The organism is Streptomyces sp. STR69 (assembly GCF_024519455.1).
GTDB lineage: Bacteria > Actinomycetota > Actinomycetes > Streptomycetales > Streptomycetaceae > Streptomyces.
On sequence record NZ_JALJRY010000022.1, the window covers coordinates 51433 to 69107 of the forward strand.

Consider the following 17675-nt stretch of genomic DNA (forward strand, 5'->3'; position numbering starts at 1 on the left):
TCACCCCTTCCGTCCGGAACGGCCGACGTGCAGCGACAGCGCGAGCGGCCCGGACAGCCCGAGCCCGGTGATCGCGTCGCTCAGCACGGTGTCCAAGTCGGCGCGTACGTCGTCGAGTTCACGGAAATGGGACACCGCGCGGACATCGGCTTTCGTCCGGCTCGTGCGCACCCGGACCGACTGCACGCCCGAGACCTCCATGGCACGGTCGCGCAGCACCATCGCGGCGGCGGCGCGTTGCAGGCCGGCCCGGACGTCGGCGTGGGTGCGGCGCATCGGCAGCACCTGGCGCAGGCCGGGCGTGAGTGCGAGCACGACCAGCCAGAGGCCGAGGGCGGCGGCGATCCCGGCGCCGACGAGGACCCAGGTGTCGTCCAGGGGCCGTTCGGCGAGTTGCCGGGTCAGTTCGCGGCGCCAGTGCGCGGCGGGCCGCTTGGCGCGCACGGCGGTGATGTCGTAGAGCAGGGCGCCCGCGCCGACGAGCAGCAGGACGGCGACGATGCCCGCGGGGACGCGGCGCATCGACCAGAAGCGGCCGTCCTTGCCGCCGCCGTCGACCAGGGGTGCGGGACCGCGGTCCGCCGCCGGGTCGTACCCGCCGTGTCCGGGGTCGGTCTCCTTCTCGATGACCGGTAGTCGTTGGGTCGTGCCTTCGGAGCCTTGGGGCTCGCTCATCGCGTCCTCCCCTGTACCGCGCGGTGTGCCTGTGCCGGATGCAGCCGTTCCACTTGGACGGCGACCTCGGGCACCTCCATGCCCACCAACGCGCGTACCCGCTGAACCACCTGTCGACGCACCCGAAGACAGCGGTCGCCGATGTCGCAGGGATAGTCGAGTTCCAGGTGCACGCGCACGCGTGCGGCATCGTGGTGTACGACCACGGTGGCATGCGGCGGTGCGGCCTCGGGGTGCAGCGGCCCGAGCGCCTCGCGCGCGGCCTGCGTGGCGATCTTCGCCACGACCCGGTCGGCGATCCGGGTGGCGCCCCGCTCGCCGGGCGGGACGGCCGCCCTGGGTCTGCCGCGTTCGTCGACCGCGCCGTCCGCGCCGCTCACGGACGTCACCGCCGCCGGTCGTCGCGCGAGCGGAAGAAGTCGCCGAGTTCCAGGTCCCCTTCGAGGAACCGGCCGACGACGAACCCGATGGCTCCCAGGGCGGCCACCAGCAGGAACGCGCCGAACCCGCCGAAGTATCCGGCGAAGCCCAGCGCCATTCCGGCGATCATGCCGACCACGGCCCTGCTCATCCTGCGCTCCTCAGCTCGTTCGTCGGCCCGCTGCTCATTGGTTCATCCGTCGGCTCGGTCACTGGAGCCGGGGTTCCGGCTCGTCGTCCTCCTCGTCGGGCAGCTTCACATCGCTCACCGCGATGTTGACCTCGACGACTTCGAGTCCGGTCATCCGCTCCACGGCCGCGATGACGTTCTCCCGTACGGCCCGGGCCACATCCGCGATCGACACCCCGTAGTCGACGACGATCTCCAGATCGAGGGCGGTCTGCACCTCGCCGACCTCGGCCTTCACACCCCGGGACACCGACTTCGAACCGCCGGGCACCCGGTCGCGCACGGCCCCGAAGGTGCGGGACAGCCCGCTGCCCATGGCATGCACGCCCAGGACGTCCCGGGCGGCCAGCCCGGCGATCTTCTCCACGACCCCGTCGGCGATGGTGGTACGCCCTCGGGACGCCGGGTCGCCTCCGCCGCGTTTGGTGGGGGTCTTACGGGTCAGCAGGGGCTCCCTCTCGCCGTCGGGGTCCTGTGTCCGGTTCCGCTCCGTCATGTCGGTCATCGCCGTACGTCCCTTTCGGTCGTCGTCCTTCGACCACGGTAAGTGCGGTTCCATTCTCCCGCGCCGGGGATGCGGCAGGCTGGAGGAATGACGGCGGACTCATGGGCGCAAGCAGTACGGCAGCAGTTGGGGCTCGGGAGGCTGTTGCCCCTGGGTGACCGGCGGGACGGCGCGTGGATCGCGGAGCGGGCGGCCGAGGCCGTGCTGCGGGGCGTGGCGAAGCACGTACGGGGCGTGCGGCTGGGCGCGCTGCGCATCGCGCTCGCCGACCCGGAGGACGTGCACGAGCCCGCCGTACCACCGCCGCCGGGGGCGCTGCCGCCCGGTCCGCTGCGGATCACGGCCGACTTCGCGGCCGTGGCGACCGAGCCCCTTCCGGAGACCGCGTCCCGGCTGCGCGCGGCGCTGGCGACGGCCGCGGCGGAGCGGCTCGGGCTGGTGGTGACGGAGGTTGATCTACAGGTGACAGCCTTGCTGGACCAGATGGACGACGTTGACCGTGTGGACGATATGGATCAGATCGCCGCCGACACTGACCATGTTGATGAACTTGACGTGGTGGTCAATGTTGATGACGGTGGCGAATCCCTGATCGCCGCAGCCGCGCTCGGCGCCCCCGGCGTGGTCCGGCTGACCGGGGCGCTGGGCGGGCTGGGGCGCGCGGTGCACATCGAGGAACGGCAGGGCGAAGGTGCGCTGCCGCGCGTCCACGCGCGCGTGGAGATCGCCGTACGCGCGGACCATCGGGCCCTGGATGTGGCCCGGGAGGTCCGCGCGAGGGCCGGCGAGGTGCTGCCCGGTCACCCGACCGTGGCGGTGCTCGTCACGAGGATCGACTGAGCCACGGTCGGTTGAACCACGGTCGGCTGGCGCCTATTCGCCGACGCCGGCCAGGTCCCGCAGTCGTCGGGCCTGGGCTGCACGCTCGGCGGCGCGCTGGTCGTCGTACGCACGCCCCTGGACGCCCTGGAGCAGCGCCTTGGTCTCGATGACGGCGTCGCGCGGCGCGGCCAGCAGGGCTGTCGCGAGTTCGCGTACGGTGTCCTCGACCTGGTCCGCCGGCACGGCGATGTTGGCCAGGCCGGTGCTCACCGCTTCCTCGGCCGCGACGAAGCGCCCGGTCGCGCAGATCTCCAGCGCGCGGGCGTAGCCGACGAGCCCCACCAGCGGGTGGGTGCCGGTCAGGTCGGGCACCAGTCCGAGGCTGGTCTCACGCATGGCGAACTGCACATCGTCGGCGACGACGCGCAGGTCACAGGCGAGGGCGAGCTGGAAGCCGGCCCCGATGGCATGCCCCTGCACGGCGGCGATGGAGACGATGTCGCTCCGTCGCCACCAGGTGAAGCCCGCCTGGTACCCGGCGATGGCCTCGTCCAGCACGGCGTCACTGCTGTGCGCGAGGTCGATGAACGACGGTTCGCCGTCGAAGCCCTCGGGCGTGAACGCCTGCCGGTCGAGTCCGGCCGAGAAGGACTTGCCCTCGGCACGCAGCACCACGACTCGGACGGAGCCCGGCAGCGACCGCCCGGCCTCCGCCAACGCCCGCCACAGAACAGGACTTTGAGCGTTGCGCTTGGCCGGGTTGGTCAGCGTCACCGTGGCGATCGCGTCGTCGACGGTGAGCCGTACGCCGTCCTTGTCGAGTACGGGACCGAGGTCCTTGTCGTCCTGTTCGGGCGAAGCCATGGGGCGCCTCCGATGTGTGCGGTCAACAGAGCAGAGCTAAGTGACTGCACAGTAACCACCCGGCCGGTCAGTCGTCCGACCGGGTGGTCACCATCGAAGCCGATGAGCGCTCGGGATCAGGCCGAAGCCTTCTTGCCCCGGGTCGCCCCGCCACGCCCACGGAGCGTGACGCCCGACTCACTGAGCATCCGGTGGACGAAGCCATACGAGCGGCCGGTCTCCTCGGCCAGCGCCCGGATGCTCGCACCGGAGTCGTACTTCTTCTTCAGGTCTGCCGCGAGCTTGTCGCGCGCGGCGCCGGTTACCCGGCTGCCCTTCTTCAGAGTCTCGGCCACCCGTGCCTCCTCATGGGAAGTGCGCTCTTGGTCTCCTCATGATCACCCCTCCAAGCGTTCATGGCCACCCATTCGGCAAGGTCCGTGAGACAAGGTTTTGACGACAGGAGCGCGTCCCCACAAGTGGAATGTGGAATTCCATACGGCCGTGTCCGCACGGCCGAACGAGTTGCTCCGCGAAATACCTGGTCAGAGACGCGGAACGGCCGAGCCCTAGTCGATAAAGGACTCGGCCGGAAAATCGATGTACGACACACCTCGGTACGAGGAGATCTCACACAGATGGTGGATCACCGGTAGGCCGAATGATCCATACGCCGTGGATCAAGCATTCGATCAAGCCGCCTCGATCAGGCCAGGGCGATGAGATCCGCGTAGTCCGCGCCCCACAGGTCCTCGACGCCGTCCGGCAGCAGGATGATCCGCTCCGGCTGCAGCGCCTCCACGGCCCCCTCGTCGTGGGTGACGAGGACGACGGCACCCTTGTAGGTGCGCAGCGCCCCGAGGATCTCGTCGCGGCTGGCCAGGTCGAGGTTGTTCGTCGGCTCGTCCAGGAGCAGGACGTTCGCCGAGGACACGACCAGGGTGGCGAGCGCGAGGCGGGTCTTCTCGCCGCCGGAGAGGACCCCGGCGGGCTTGTCCACGTCGTCGCCGGAGAACAGGAACGAGCCGAGCGTCTTGCGGACCTCGACCAGGTCCAGGTCGGGGGCGGCGGAGCGCATGTTCTCCAGGACCGTGCGCTCCGGATCCAGGGTCTCGTGCTCCTGCGCGTAGTAGCCGAGCTTGAGACCGTGCCCTTCGATGACCTCGCCGGTGTCGGGCTTCTCGACACCGCCGAGGAGCTTCAGGAGGGTCGTCTTGCCGGCGCCGTTCAGGCCGAGGATGACGACGCGCGAGCCCTTGTCGATGGCCAGGTCGACGTCGGTGAAGATCTCCAGGGAGCCGTAGGACTTCGACAGGCCCTCCGCCATGAGCGGGGTCTTGCCGCAGGGCGAGGGCTCCGGGAAGCGCAGCTTGGCGACCTTGTCGGAGACACGCACCGCTTCCAGCCCGGCGAGCAGCCGGTCGGCGCGCTTGGCCATGTTCTGCGCGGCGACCGTCTTGGTGGCCTTGGCGCGCATCTTGTCGGCCTGCGAATGCAGGGCGGCGGCCTTCTTCTCGGCGTTCTGCCGCTCGCGCTTGCGGCGCTTCTCGTCGGCCTCGCGCTGCTGCTGGTACAGCTTCCAGCCCATGTTGTAGACGTCGATCTGGGCGCGGTTGGCGTCCAGGTAGAACACCTTGTTGACGACGGTCTCCACGAGGTCGGCGTCGTGGGAGATCACGATGAAGCCGCCGCGGTACGTCTTCAGGTAGTCGCGCAGCCAGACGATCGAGTCGGCGTCCAGGTGATTCGTGGGCTCGTCGAGCAGGAGCGTGTCCGCGTCGGAGAACAGGATGCGGGCCAGCTCGATACGGCGGCGCTGACCGCCGGAGAGCGTGTGCAGCGGCTGGCCGAGCACGCGGTCGGGCAGGTTGAGCGCGGCGGCGATGGTGGCGGCCTCGGCCTCGGCGGAGTAGCCGCCCTTGGTGAGGAACTCGGTCTCCTGGCGCTCGTACTGGCGCATGGCCTTGTCGCGGGTGGCGCCGCTGCCGTTGGCGATGCGCTGTTCGTTCTCCCGCATCTTGCGGATCAGGGTGTCCAGGCCGCGCGCGGAGAGGATGCGGTCGCTGGCGAGCACGTCCAGGTCGCCGGTGCGGGGGTCCTGCGGCAGGTAGCCGACCTCGCCGGAGCGGGTGACGGTGCCGCCGGCGGGCTGGCCCTCACCGGCCAGGACCTTGGTCAGGGTGGTCTTGCCGGCGCCGTTGCGACCGACCAGACCGATGCGGTCGCCCTTGGCGATTCGGAAGGTCGCGGACTCGATGAGGACACGGGCACCGGCGCGCAGCTCGATACCGGAGGCGGAGATCACGGTCAGACTCCAGAGCGGGGTCGTAGGCGGAAGGGGCGGCTGAGGACGTTCCCGCCGTCTAATGCGCGAGGAGAATGGCCATGGGCCAAGTCTAACTGGGCAATGCAAGCGTTTTTCCGGTGCGCGGGTGTGTTCGGCGCCACCAGGGGCGTCCCCCGTTCGGCCGCTCGACCGGCGCCACCGCGCGGGCTGCGGGCGAGGATGGACGCCAGGGGGTCCACACGCGCGAAGAGCGGGGCTGCCCATGCAGTTCGACGACGATGCCGATCTGGACACCTCCGAGGTGCAGGACGTGCGCGGCAGCCGGATTCCCGGTGGGCGCGCGACCGTGGGCGGGGGCCTCGCCGGGCTGATCGCGCTGCTCCTGGGGCTGTTCTTCGGCGTCGGCCCCGACAACCTGGGGTTGTCGTCGGGCAGTGACTCACCGGCGGCGACCGCGTCCTCGCTGGCCCAGGTGCAGTCGAGCTGCCGTACCGGACAGGACGCGAACACCAAGGAGGACTGCCGCATCGTGGCGGTGGTCAACAGCGTGCAGGACTTCTGGGCGCAGGAGTTCCGGCGGCGCAACGGTACGTACACCCGCTCCCCCACGGTCTTCTTCAGCGGGCAGGTCGCCACCGCGTGCGGGACGGCGACCTCGGCGGTGGGGCCGTTCTACTGTCCCGGCGACCGGAAGGTCTATCTGGACCTGGGGTTCTTCGACGAGCTGCGGACGAAGTTCGGCTCCAGTGGCGGCCCGTTCGCGCAGGCGTATGTCGTGGCCCACGAGTACGGGCACCACGTGCAGGACCTGATGGGCACGCTGAGCCGGTCGCAGGACGGGCGGACCGGCGCGAACAGCAACGCGGTGCGGGTGGAGCTGCAGGCGGACTGCTACGCGGGGGTCTGGGCCCATCACGCGACGACCACGAAGGACGAGTCGACCGGGCGGCCGTTGATCACCAGCCTCACGGAGGCCGACATCCGGGACGGCCTGGACGCGGCGGCGGCCGTGGGCGACGACCGGATCCAGGAGCGGTTCCAGGGCCGGGTCACGCCGGAGACCTGGACGCACGGATCGGCGGCGCAGCGGCAGCAGTGGTTCCACCAGGGCTACCGGACCGGGGACATGGCGCAGTGCAACACCTTCCGCTGACGGCCGGGATGCCGGTTCGCGGGGCGTTGTCAGTGGCGGGTGCAAGACTCGTCGAAAGCGATCAAAGCGGCGAAAACGCCAAGAGGACCCGATGCACAAGGAAGTGATCGGCATGGCAGGCAAGGACAGCGGACGTCCCAGCATCTACCCGTCCCTGCTGTACACGGACGCGAAGGCGGCGATCCGGCAGCTCACGGAGGCCTTCGGCTTCACCGAACTCGCGGTCTACGAGGGCGAGGACGGCTCGGTGATGCACGCCGAGCTGGTGCAGGGCAACGGCGCGGTGATGCTCGGCTCCAAGGGCCGCGGCGGCCGTTTCGACGAGGCGATGAAGAGCGCGGGACCCGTCGGGGTGTACCTCGTCGTGGACGACGTCGACGCCCACCACCGACGGGCCGTGGAGCACGGCGCGGAGATCCTGATGCCCCCGACGGACCAGGAGTACGGATCCCGGGACTACATGGCCCGGGACATCGAGGGCAACATCTGGAGCTTCGGTACCTACGCCCCGGAGATACCCGGGACGACAGGTGCCTGACCCCGCCTAGCTGCCCCCTGTGTGCACCTGGAAGGCCGCCCGGCGTACGGCCTTGGCCAGCGCCGGGTCGGGGTGGGCGGCGGCGAGCGCGACCAGGACCTGCACGGTGCGCGGGTGGCCCACGGCGCGGACCTCGTCGAGGAGCATGGGGACGGTCGGCTGGATCGCGGACTCCAGGTGGCGCACGAGCAGCGGGGCCTCCCCGTGGTCGGCGACCGCGGCGGCGGTGTCGACCCACATCCAGGTGGCCTCTTCGCGGGTGAGGACCTCGTGGGCGTCCTCCGGGTCGATCCCGTCGTGCTCGGCCAGCCACAGCAGGGCGTACGGCCGCAGCGTCGCCTCGTCCACCGCCGCGCGGACGTCGGGCTCGGCGGGGGCGCCGACGACGCGCAGCGCCTCGAAGGCGAGGCCGCGGAGCAGGGCGTCCTCACCGCGGGCGGCGTCGATCAGCTGGCCGACCGCGCTGCCCACGGTGCGGGCGGCGAGCCAGGCGCGGTATTCGGCGCGGGCGGCGTTCGGGCGGAGCTGGGAGCAGCCGCGGAGCATGTCCTCGGCGGACTGCTCGATGTTCCCGGCGGGGCTCTGCGCGGCCACGCAGATCTGCTCCAGCTTGACCCAGACCGCCCAGCTGCCGAGCGGGGTGAGGGTGGCCTGGGCGTCGCCGTAGGTGAGGGCACCGACGGAGGCGAGGGCGTGCAGGGCCCAGTCGAGGAGGGGGTCGAGAGGAGCGTCGGCGGCGGCCGGGGGCTGCTGGACCGGCTCGGGCTGCGGGCCGTAGGGAATCTCGCAGCGCTCGGTGCGCAGTTCCGTGACGCGTTGGCCGAGGAGGTCGAGGAGCTGGGCGACGGGGACGGGCCCGGCGGACAGCTGGAGGAAGGAGAGCACCTGAGGCATGGCCGAGACGACCTCGGCGACGGCGGACGGCTCGTGCTCCCGGGGTTCCGGGTGGGCGAGCGACCAGGCGTCGAAGAGGGCGACCCAGCCGCGCAGTACGGCGCTGTCGTCGCGGTCCCAGGCGCGCAGCCGCCAGCCGGGGCGGGCGCTGTCGCCGTGCACCTCGACGAGGCCGGCGAGGCGGGCGGTGTCCCAGTCGGCGCGGACCTGGGCCGGGGTCAGACCCAGGTCCTCGGCCGCGAGTTCGGCGGTCGCTTCGGAGAGGGTGCCTTTGCCGTCGGGGCTCGCGCCGTCACGGCCGGGTCGTAGTGCGGCGTCGGCCCAGTGGGCGACGCGAGCCGCTCCGGCCAGGCCGGAGCGTGCCATTCTGGCCAGTTCCGCGGGGGCCGGTGTGCCCTCCGGAGGGCGGGGTGCGGGGCGGCGCGAGCGCCGCTGGTTCATCGCTCGGGGGGCGGCGGCCAGGGGTCGCGGGCGGACGAGTCGAAGCCTGGAGTCGCGCGGGATACGGGACGTCACGGGTGCAGTCTTCCGGTTGACGGTCCGAAAACCCAAACGGAATGTCACGGCGGGCGACGGGGAGGGCCAAGGCAGGGGGTCCCGCGGGCTGCTGGGGACCGGGTTCAGGCCAGTGGTACAGGGCTAAACGGAAGGTCGGAGGGGGCGGGCCGGTGAATCGGCCGGGATCACATCAGCGGAGTGAGGAAGCGGCGCAGGATCTCCTCGTAGGCGGCCGGGTCGGCGTTCCACATGGCGCTGTGCGGGGCCCGGGCGACCGGCTGGAGGGTGATCAGGTCGGGGCGGCGGGCGGCGAGGCGGCTGGAGAGGGACCAGGGGGCGACGGTGTCGTCGGGTCCGTGGAAGATCAGGGTCGGGACCCTGAGCCGGGCGGGGTCGGCGGCCTCGGCGATGCGGTCGCCGTGCACACCGGTGCGGCCCTGGGCGGCACGGACCGCGAGCGGCAGCAGCGCGCCCGGGGTGCGCCGGGCGGTGGCGAGGGCGCGCAGCGTCGTCTCCCAGTCCAGCACCGGCGAGTCCAGCACGAGGCCGGAGACGCGCTCGCGCATCCCGGAGTGGGCGGCGGCGCGCAGCGCCATGGTGGCGCCGGTGGACCAGCCGTACAGGACGACGTGCTCGGCGCCGTAGCGCACGGCGTAGCGGATCGCGGCGTCCAGGTCGCGCCACTCGGTCTCGCCGAGATGGCCCAGGCCGTCGGGGTTGCGGGGTGCGCCGAGGTCGCCGCGGTAGGAGGGGGCGAGTACCGGGAAGCGGTTGCGGTGCAGGAACTCCATGACGTTCAGGGCGAGTTCGCGGGTGGTGGCCAGGCCGTGCACCGCGATCACCCAGGTGCTGCGTGCTCCGGGTACGAACCAGGCGGGCAGGGAGCCGAGTTCGCCGGGGATGTCGATGTCGGCGTGGTCCAGGCCGAGGGCGGCGCTCGGGTTGCCGATGTGGACGTTGGGGGTGAGCCACACCTTGTCGCGGGGGTGCAGGGTGCCGTGGGTGACGCGTTCGAGGCGGCGTACGACGGTGTCGGCGATGGGGGTCCCCCCGGTCGAGCGAAGCCGAGACCGGGGGAGGGGCGCCGTGTCGATGACGGGGCCGACGACCGCGTGGGAGCCGTCACCGGCGAGGCCGTAGGTGCCGGGGCGCAGGGAGGCCAGATCCCGGGTGAGGGTGATCTGTCCGGCGGCGGTGGCGTGCACCGTGAGCCGGGGTTCGGTCGGCAGGGGGCGGCCGGGCGGCGCCTTCAGTGCGGCGTCGCTGGCGTACCGGCCGGCGGCGACGCCCACCGCACCGGCCGCGAGGGCCACGGAGACGGCCGCGGCCGTCGCTTTGACTGTGCGCACGGATCCAGTGTCCCGGCGGACCCGGCTACCGGCCAGCCGGAGCGGGGCGGGAGTGGCTCGGGGTGGTGGGTGGGGTGGTTTCGGTGCAGGAAGAGGGCGAAGGGAGGGAGCGGCCCGGACCAGGGACACGACGGTGCCCCTGGGGGCACTCCCCCAGGGGCACCGTCGCGAAGTGACCTCGCGGAGTCAGTTGTCGCTGTCGGTGGTGTCCAGGTCGCTGTCGGGGATCCAGGAGCCGTGGATGCCCCCGGTGACCCGGCGCGGGAGGTGGACGGTCGCGATCCGGTCGAGGCCGGAGGCGTCCAGGACCAGGAGTTGGGAGGCGTCCTGCTTCAGGTCCGAGACGACGGTGAGCAGATAACCGTCGTCCTCGCGGGTGGCGCCCTCGGCAGGGACGAACACGGCCTCGCTGGGCAGCCGGGCGTCGCCTGCCCGATGGATGCTGCGGGCGCCGGTGGTGCGGTCGTACTTGACGATGCCGTAGCCGCCGAAGCCCTCCTGGTCGGGGAAGGAGACCGCGTACTGGTAGCGGTGCTCGGTGCCGAGGAACTCCTCGTTGAGGGTGGGGAATTCGACGGCGAGATCGTCGATGATCTGCTCGTCGACACTGCCGGCGGCCAGGTCGACGATCCAACGGCGGGTGTAGGAGCGGGTGTTGGGCTCGGTGCCGCGGCCGGGGGCGCCGACCCACCAGTTCCAGGAGAGCTGGAAGCCCTCCCGGTCCACGGTCGGCCCCTCCAGGACGATGCGGCCCCGGTCGTCCTCGTAGGCGTTGGCGGCGTGCAGCATGTTGCCCGGCTCGATGGCGAACCAGCGGATCTTCGACGCGCCCTGCGGGCCGCGGGGCATGACGCCGATCCGGGCCGGCTGCGCGTCGTTCCAGCCGTACGGGATGCCGGAGTGCTCGCCCGGGTCGAAGGTGACGGTGCCCTCGACGAAGACCACGTGGTGGCGGGTGATGGCGAAGTCGTGCTTGAGGGAGGCGGTGGCGCCCGGTATCTCGGCGCTGTGGGTGATGTGTCCCTTGGCGTCGGCGACGTAGTACATCAGGAAGGGCGGGAACGGCGAGGAGCCGAAGAAGTGCAGTTCGCCGGTGAGCGGGTCGGTCTTGGGGTGCGCGGTCATCGCGCTGCGCAGCTTGCCGTCGAAGTCGTGGGCGCCGACCGTGTCGAGGTCCCGGGTGAGTTCGAAGGGGAGGTTGGCCTCGCACAGTGCCAGCAGGCGTCCGGCGTGCTCGATGACGTGGGTGCCGGCCGGGCTGGCCGTCAGGTCCGGGCCGTGCTCGGTCATGTAGGGGGCGCCGTCCAGGGCGGGGGTGCGCACCCAGCGGTTGCGGTACCACTCGGCGCGGCCCTCGCGCAGCCGGATGCCGTGCACCATGCCGCTGCCCTTGAACCAGTGGGTGGGGGTGACGCCGGGCTTGGGGTTGTGGCCGTTGCGGAGCAGTCGGCCCGTCAACTCCGGCGGAAGGGAGCCCTCTACGGTCAGTTCGGTGGCGGTGATCTCGTCGACGGCCGGGGTGTAGTGGCCGATGAGGTAGGGCTTGTCGGTGGTGGCGGTCATGGCAGGTACCTCGCTTCTCGGATGGGTGGTGACGGTTGTGCAGAGGTGATGGGTGAGCAGGGGTGACGTGGCGTCAGGCGGCTTGCTCGGCACGGGACTTGAGGGCGGCGAGCCAATCGGTCAGGGAGTTGTGCAGGGCCTGGCCGAGTTCCGTGACGGCGGCCTCGACGGGGGCGCCGCTCCAGGACTCCTCGGTGTGGACGGTGACTTGACCGTCGGTCCGCTCGAAGGTCCACACATGGACGCCCTCGATGCCGTTCGCGGGACCGCCCCAGGCGATCCGCTCGCCCGGGACCAGTTCGCGGACCGTGGAGGTGATGTCCAGGCCGTGGGTCGTCCAGGTGAAGGAAGTGCCGGGCAGGAGCGGGCCGTTGAGGGTGGCTCGGTCGACGTCCGCGTTCCAGCTCGGCCAGGCGTCGATGTCGGTGTGCAGGGCCCAGACCCGGTCCAGCGGGGCGTCGATCGTGGTGGACAGGCGGACGATGACGGGGGCGGTCTCGTCGATGGTGAACATGGCGGTTCTTCCTTTCGGTTGATGAGGTCGATCAGGTTGATCAGGCGGATTGGACGGGCAGCGAGCCAGGTGGATTTGACGGTGGATCAGCGGAGACGGGCAGTGGACGAGGCGGAGCCACCACCGGCATCGCCATCAGCACCGGCACCGGCACCGGCACCGGCACCCACCGACGCTCCCCCTTCCGCCGCGCGCCCCCGTCGGGTCAGCAGAGCGGCAAGGACGGCGGTCACCGTAAGGACCGCGGCGGAGATGCCGAAGGCGGTGCGGTAGCCGGCGGTGAGGGCTTCCAACTCCGGCTGACGGACGGCCGCGTGGGCGGTGGTGGTGCCCGCGAGGGTGGCCAGGACGGCGAGGCCGATCGCGCCGCCGACCTGTCGTGAGGTGTTCACCAGGCCGCCGGCCAGCCCGGAGTCCTGCCGGGCGACACCCTCCACGGACAGGGCGGTGAGCTGGACGAAGGCGATGCTCAGCCCCAGTCCGACCAGGACGCTGGGGCCGAGGACGTCGGTGAGGTAGCTGCCGTCGGCGCTGATCCGGGACAGCCAGAGCAGTCCGGCGGCCTCGGCCAGCAGGGCGCCGGTCACGGTCGCCGTGGCGCCGATCCGGCGGGAGATCTGCGGGGCGAGGGTCGAGCCGAGCATGTTGGCGGCAGCGAGCGGGAGTTGGCCCAGGCCGGTGACCAACGGGCTGGAGCCGAGGACCTGTTGCTGGTAGAGCGGCAGGAAGAAGAACAGGGCGATCCACACCGAACCCAGCAGCGCCATCAGCGCGTTGCCGACGGTGACGCGACCGGCGCTGAACAGGCGTGGCGGGAGAAGCGGGTTCGGATGGCGGCGCTCGACCAGGACGAACGCGGCACCCAGTACGGCGGTGACGGCGAAGGCGCCGAGGACGGCGGGGTCCGTCCAGCCCGAACGGCGGGCGGTGGTCAGGCCCCACACCAGGGCGGTCAGCGCGAGGGTGACGGTGGTGGTGCCGAGCAGGTCGAACCGGCCGCCGCCGGAGACCGGGGCCCGCTCCACACTGACGGCGACACCGGCCAGGATCAGGGACGAGCCGAGGGCGACGGCGTAGAAGATCCACTGCCAGCCCCAGGCCTGGGTGAGGACGCCGCCGAGCAGGACTCCGGCCGCGCCGCCCGCGCCGGAGACCGCGCCCCAGACGCCAAGTGCCTTGCCCCGTCCGGGTCCTGGTGGGAACAGGTCCATCACCAGGGCCAGTGCCGCCGGGGCGATGGCCGCCGCGCCCAGGCCCTGCACCGCGCGGGCCGCGATGAGGACCGGGGACGAGGCGGCCAGCCCGGCCGCCAGCGAGGCGGCACCGAAGAGCCCGAGTCCGGCGAGCAGTACGCGGCGCCGGCCGAGGAGGTCGGCCGCTCTTCCGCCGGCGAGCAGCAGCGCGCCGAAGGCGAGGCCGTAGGCGTTGACCACCCAGGTCGTTCCACTGTCCGAGAGTCCGACGCCGGCGCGGATCTGGGGCAGGGCCACGTTCACGATCGAGGTGGCGAGCATGACGGTGAACTGCGCCCCCGCCAGGGCCGTGAGCGCCGCTCCGGGGCTGCGGGTGCTGTCCAAGGTCCACCTGGTCCAGCTGGTCCACCTGGTCCCTGTGGTTCTCACGGCTTCCTCCATGTGTGGTCAACCACTCACAACTGACGGCCAAGAAAAGGCGGGGCTGCGTGCCCCGCCGGCAAAGCGTGCGGATCTCAGTACAGCGTGCGGATCTCAGTAGTGCGTGACACCCGCGGACAACGTGCGCATCCAGGGAGCGTCCACCTCGTCGGGCCCCATGGAGACGATGAGATGACACAGCGTGCCGTACGCGAAGAACTCCTGGATCTCCCTCTCGGTGCCTCCGGAGGCACCGCGGGCGTACTCCACCAGCCGGGCGTAGCCCTGCCGGACCGCCTCACGGACAGCGGGTTCGGAAACGGCAGCCGCCTGGGCGTGCAACTGGATCAGCATCAGGTCCTTGTCGCTGATCAGCCGCGCGTAGGAATCCCCCATGGCCTCCAGCACCACCTCGGCGGAGCTGCCCTTCGCCTCGGCCGCCGCCCGCTCCAGACTGGCCCGCACCTGCACGAAGCAGTACTCGACGACCGCGGTGAACAGCAGTTCCTTGTTCGGGAACAGACGGTAGACGTAGGCCTGCGAGATGCCGGCCGCCTTCGCGACCTCGGTCGTGGTGGTGCCCCAGTAGCCACGCGCCGCGAAGGCGCCGATGGCGGTGCGCAGCACCGTCTCGCGGCGCTCCTCGGCGGTGGACAACTGGCGGGGCCGTTCCGTCTTCATGTGAGTACTCAACCACTCACACTTTTCCGTGTCAACGCACTCGCCACTGTCGACCACCCCGATCCCCTCACCCCCGCTGCCCGTACCCCCGCAACCGCTCCCCCGCCTCGGCCACCTGCTCCCCCGACAGCAGCGTCGGCGACAGCCCCGGTACCGACGACGCCGTCAGCCACAGGCGGCACATCCATTCCAGCTGGGCCGTGCGGTCGAACGCCTGGTCCAGGGAGTTGCCGTAGGCGATCGTGCCGTGGTTCTGGAGGAGGCAGGCGGAGCGGTCGGCGAGGGCGTGGAGCATGTTCTCGGCCAACTCCTCGGTGCCGTATGTCGCATACAGGGCAACCCGGACCGGGCCGCCGAGGGCACCGGACATGTAGTGGACCGAGGGGAGTTCGGGGACGAGGGTCGAGACGGCCGTCGCGTGGACGGCGTGGGTATGGACGACGGCGTGGGCGTCGGTGCTGCGGTAGACGGCGAGATGCATCGGCAGTTCGCTCGTCGGGAGCAGGGTGCCGAGGACCTGTCGGCCGTCGAGGTCGACGCCGACCGTGTCGTCGGCCGTCAGCCGGTCGTAGGGGACGCCCGAGGGCGTGACCAGGACGATGTCGCCGACGCGCGCCGAGACGTTCCCGGAGGTGCCGACCACCAGGCCGTCGGACACCGTCCGGCGGGCCGTCACGACGAGTTCGTCCCAGGCGTCCGCCTCCTCGGCGTGCACCCGCCTCCGCCACGGCTCCCCCACAGCCTGTGCGCCCTCCCGGGCATCCCGCCCGCCCCGCTCGTCCCGCCGCTGCTCAGCCATGCCGCGATCCTGCCAGCCGGTTCCCAACACGCGCTCGGACTGGGGCACTTTAAGCCGGAAGCCGCGCATCCGAAAGAGTACATATAGGCATGTAACGCCCACTCAAGCCGCTTGGCTGGAGACCGATCGGCATCGACAGATCTTCCAATAGCCTCTGGGGGATTTGCCGTGCACGTCGCCATCCCCGGGGGAAAAATGGCCCGTGATCGCAAACCGTCCCGCCGTCGCACACACCTCCTCGCAGCGCCTGCAGTCGCGCTCGGCATCGCCGGGATCGCGCTCGCCGAGCTCCCCGCCACGGCCGCGAGCCCGGCGGCGAACCCCGCCAGGGGCCACGACGTCTCCTCGCACCAGAAGAGCGTCGACTGGCCGAGCGCGAAGGCGAAGGGCGCCACCTTCGCCTACGTCAAGGCGACCGAGTCCACCGACTACGTCAATCCGTACTTCACCCAGCAGTACGACGGCGCCCGCACCGCCGGCATCGTCCGCGGCGCCTACCACTTCGCGCTCCCGGACAAGTCGTCGGGCGCCACCCAGGCCGCGTACTTCGTGGCGCACGGCGGCGGCTGGAAGGCGGACGGCTGGACGCTGCCGCCCGCGCTCGACATCGAATACAACCCGTACGACAAGAAACACGGCTGCTACGGCCTGAGCAAGGCGAAAATGGTCGGCTGGATCAAGGCCTTCAGCGCCGAGGTGAAGCGGGAGACCGGCCGCCGCCCGGTGATCTACACGACCACCCACTGGTGGAACACCTGCACGGGCAGCAGCACCGCCCTGACCTCGGCACACGCACTGTGGATCGCCCGTCACGAGTCGGCGGACACGGGCTCGCTGCCCGCCGGCTGGTCGCACTGGACCTTCTGGCAGTACGACAACAGCGGGAGCCTGCCGGGTGACCAGAATCTCTTCAACGGGTCCTTGAGCCAACTGAAGAAGTTCGCCCGGGGTTACTAGGCCGTACAGACACTCCAGAGACCCCCTCAGTTCACCTTCCGTTCACCCATGTTTCCTACGGTCAACACACCAATGACTTCGAACGATTGCCTGGGTAAATGGAAAGCTTCTCGCTGATTCTCGCGATTGTGGTAGTCACCGCACTCGCGTTCGATTTCACGAACGGTTTCCACGACACCGCCAACGCGATGGCCACCACCATCTCGACCGGTGCACTCAAGCCCAAGGTCGCGGTGGCCATGTCGGCCACCCTCAACCTGGTGGGCGCTTTTCTCTCCGTGGAGGTCGCCAACACGATCTCCAAGGGTCTCGTCGACGAGAGCGGCATCCGTCCCGAGGTCATCTTCGCCGCCCTGGTCGGCGCGATCCTCTGGAACCTGGTGACCTGGCTCGTCGGCCTGCCGTCCAGTTCCTCGCACGCCCTGATGGGCGGTCTGATCGGCGCCACCATCGCCTCGGCCGGCACCGGCGCGGTCCACGGCGACGTCCTGGTCACCAAGGTGCTGCTGCCCGCGGTCGCCGCCCCGATCGTCGCGGGCGTAGCGGCGATGCTCGCCACCAGGTTCTCGTACGCGCTGAGCCGGAACTCCGAAGGAAAGGCCGCCGACAAGGGCTTCCGCGTCGGCCAGATCGCCTCGGCCGGCCTGGTCTCCCTGGCCCACGGCACGAACGACGCGCAGAAGACGATGGGCATCATCACGCTGGCCCTGATCGCCGGCGGCTCCATCGCCCCCGACTCGGACCCGCCCACCTGGGTCATCCTCTCCGCGGGCCTCGCCATCGCGATGGGCACCTACATCGGCGGCTGGCGCATCATCCGCACCATGGGCAAGGGCCTGACCGACCTCCGCCCGCAGCAGGGCTTCGCCGCCCAGACCAGCGCAGCCGCGGTCATCCTGGCCTCCTCGCACATCGGCTTCTCCCTCTCCACCACGCACGCCGTCTCCGGCTCCGTGATGGGCGCGGGCCTGGGCCGCAAGGGCGGAGTCGTCCGCTGGTCGACCGCCACCCGGATGTTCGTCGCCTGGGGTCTGACCCTGCCGGCCGCCGCACTGGTCGGCGCGCTCGCCGAGTCGGTGACCGACCTCGGCGACTGGGGCACCGCGCTGGTGGCCGTCTTCCTGGTCGCCTCCAGCACCGCGATCTGGCTGCTCTCCCGCCGCCAGGTGGTCGACGCCTCGAACGTCAACGAGTTCGAGGAGCCGGCCGGCGTGGTCACCACCGCGATCGCCGCCGTCACCCCGCCCCCGTCGGTCGCCCTCTCCGAAGGCCTCACGGCGACGATCCCCTCGCCGCCCGCGACCCCGGCCACCGCCGTGAAGTCCGACCCGGCGACCCCGCCGGCCGCCGCCGTCTGAGCCCGCGCCCCCGGTT

Annotated in this window: 19 protein-coding genes; 5 read left to right on the plus strand and 14 right to left on the minus strand. The window is 71.1% G+C overall.

Going from position 1 to position 17675, the window contains the following annotated elements; translation table 11 throughout:
• Genes OC490_RS34250 through OC490_RS34265 form a run of 4 tightly spaced genes read right to left on the minus strand, consistent with a single transcriptional unit; the run spans position 1 to position 1790 of the window.
• Positions 1-675, minus strand: a complete 675-nt coding sequence (locus tag OC490_RS34250) for a DUF6286 domain-containing protein (protein WP_262061913.1) — start codon at positions 673-675, stop codon at positions 1-3.
• On the minus strand, positions 672-1064 hold the full coding sequence (locus OC490_RS34255) for a hypothetical protein (protein WP_262061914.1): 393 nt from the start codon (positions 1062-1064) through the stop codon (positions 672-674). Before OC490_RS34255 ends, OC490_RS34250 begins: the two co-directional genes overlap by 4 nt.
• The gene (locus OC490_RS34260; protein ID WP_019060657.1) at positions 1061-1246 is read right to left on the minus strand and encodes a hypothetical protein; all 186 of its coding nucleotides are present in this window, start codon (positions 1244-1246) and stop codon (positions 1061-1063) included. The genes OC490_RS34255 and OC490_RS34260 overlap by 4 nt, the downstream gene beginning before the upstream one ends.
• 58 nt (positions 1247-1304) lie before the next feature.
• Complete coding sequence (locus OC490_RS34265; RefSeq protein WP_262061915.1) at positions 1305-1790, minus strand: Asp23/Gls24 family envelope stress response protein; 486 nt, start codon at positions 1788-1790, stop codon at positions 1305-1307.
• Positions 1791-1877: 87 nt separating this feature from the next.
• On the opposite strand from OC490_RS34265, the gene OC490_RS34270 reads away from it, so the two are divergent.
• Complete coding sequence (locus OC490_RS34270; RefSeq protein WP_262061916.1) at positions 1878-2630, plus strand: nucleopolyhedrovirus P10 family protein; 753 nt, start codon at positions 1878-1880, stop codon at positions 2628-2630.
• A 33-nt stretch (positions 2631-2663) separates the two neighbouring features.
• Here OC490_RS34270 and OC490_RS34275 read toward each other — a convergent pair whose 3' ends face one another.
• From OC490_RS34275 to OC490_RS34285, 3 genes are all read right to left on the minus strand, one after another.
• Positions 2664-3476 (minus strand): enoyl-CoA hydratase/isomerase family protein, encoded by an 813-nt coding sequence (locus tag OC490_RS34275; protein ID WP_262061917.1) that lies wholly within the window; start codon positions 3474-3476, stop codon positions 2664-2666.
• Positions 3477-3592: 116 nt separating this feature from the next.
• On the minus strand, positions 3593-3811 hold the full coding sequence (locus tag OC490_RS34280) for a helix-turn-helix domain-containing protein (protein WP_019060653.1): 219 nt from the start codon (positions 3809-3811) through the stop codon (positions 3593-3595).
• 350 nt (positions 3812-4161) lie between these two features.
• Positions 4162-5760 (minus strand): ABC-F family ATP-binding cassette domain-containing protein, encoded by a 1599-nt coding sequence (locus tag OC490_RS34285; protein ID WP_262061918.1) that lies wholly within the window; start codon positions 5758-5760, stop codon positions 4162-4164.
• Between the two features lie 244 nt (positions 5761-6004).
• Here OC490_RS34285 and OC490_RS34290 point away from each other — a divergent pair, with 244 nt between their 5' ends.
• Both OC490_RS34290 and OC490_RS34295 read left to right on the plus strand, forming a co-directional pair.
• Positions 6005-6895, plus strand: coding sequence for a neutral zinc metallopeptidase (locus OC490_RS34290; RefSeq protein ID WP_262061919.1), 891 nt, complete (start codon positions 6005-6007; stop codon positions 6893-6895).
• A 91-nt stretch (positions 6896-6986) separates the two neighbouring features.
• Positions 6987-7433: a VOC family protein gene (locus tag OC490_RS34295; RefSeq protein WP_262061920.1), complete on the plus strand. Its 447-nt coding sequence runs from the start codon at positions 6987-6989 to the stop codon at positions 7431-7433.
• 6 nt (positions 7434-7439) lie between these two features.
• Here OC490_RS34295 and OC490_RS34300 read toward each other — a convergent pair whose 3' ends face one another.
• The 7 genes from OC490_RS34300 to OC490_RS34330 form a co-directional block, all read right to left on the minus strand.
• Positions 7440-8843 (minus strand): hypothetical protein, encoded by a 1404-nt coding sequence (locus tag OC490_RS34300; protein ID WP_262061921.1) that lies wholly within the window; start codon positions 8841-8843, stop codon positions 7440-7442.
• Positions 8844-9010: 167 nt separating this feature from the next.
• Positions 9011-10174, minus strand: a complete 1164-nt coding sequence (locus OC490_RS34305) for an alpha/beta hydrolase family protein (protein ID WP_262061922.1) — start codon at positions 10172-10174, stop codon at positions 9011-9013.
• Positions 10175-10360: 186 nt separating this feature from the next.
• Positions 10361-11737, minus strand: coding sequence for a carotenoid oxygenase family protein (locus OC490_RS34310; protein ID WP_262061923.1), 1377 nt, complete (start codon positions 11735-11737; stop codon positions 10361-10363).
• Positions 11738-11810: 73 nt separating this feature from the next.
• Entirely contained in the window at positions 11811-12251 is a 441-nt protein-coding gene (locus tag OC490_RS34315) for an SRPBCC family protein (RefSeq protein ID WP_262061924.1), read from the minus strand.
• A gap of 86 nt (positions 12252-12337) precedes the next feature.
• Positions 12338-13828 carry an MFS transporter gene (locus OC490_RS34320; RefSeq protein ID WP_262061925.1) on the minus strand — a complete coding sequence of 497 codons (1491 nt, stop codon included), beginning with the start codon at positions 13826-13828 and terminating at the stop codon, positions 12338-12340.
• 150 nt (positions 13829-13978) lie between these two features.
• The gene (locus OC490_RS34325) at positions 13979-14545 is read right to left on the minus strand and encodes a TetR/AcrR family transcriptional regulator (protein ID WP_262061926.1); all 567 of its coding nucleotides are present in this window, start codon (positions 14543-14545) and stop codon (positions 13979-13981) included.
• Positions 14546-14612: 67 nt separating this feature from the next.
• A complete protein-coding gene (locus tag OC490_RS34330; protein WP_262061927.1) occupies positions 14613-15344 on the minus strand; it encodes a class II aldolase/adducin family protein in 732 nt (243 codons plus the stop codon).
• Positions 15345-15539: 195 nt separating this feature from the next.
• On the opposite strand from OC490_RS34330, the gene OC490_RS34335 reads away from it, so the two are divergent.
• Positions 15540-16301, plus strand: a complete 762-nt coding sequence (locus tag OC490_RS34335; RefSeq protein ID WP_262061928.1) for a lysozyme — start codon at positions 15540-15542, stop codon at positions 16299-16301.
• A 98-nt stretch (positions 16302-16399) separates the two neighbouring features.
• Positions 16400-17659: an inorganic phosphate transporter gene (locus OC490_RS34340; RefSeq protein ID WP_262061929.1), complete on the plus strand. Its 1260-nt coding sequence runs from the start codon at positions 16400-16402 to the stop codon at positions 17657-17659.
• Positions 17660-17675: the final 16 nt, after the last annotated feature.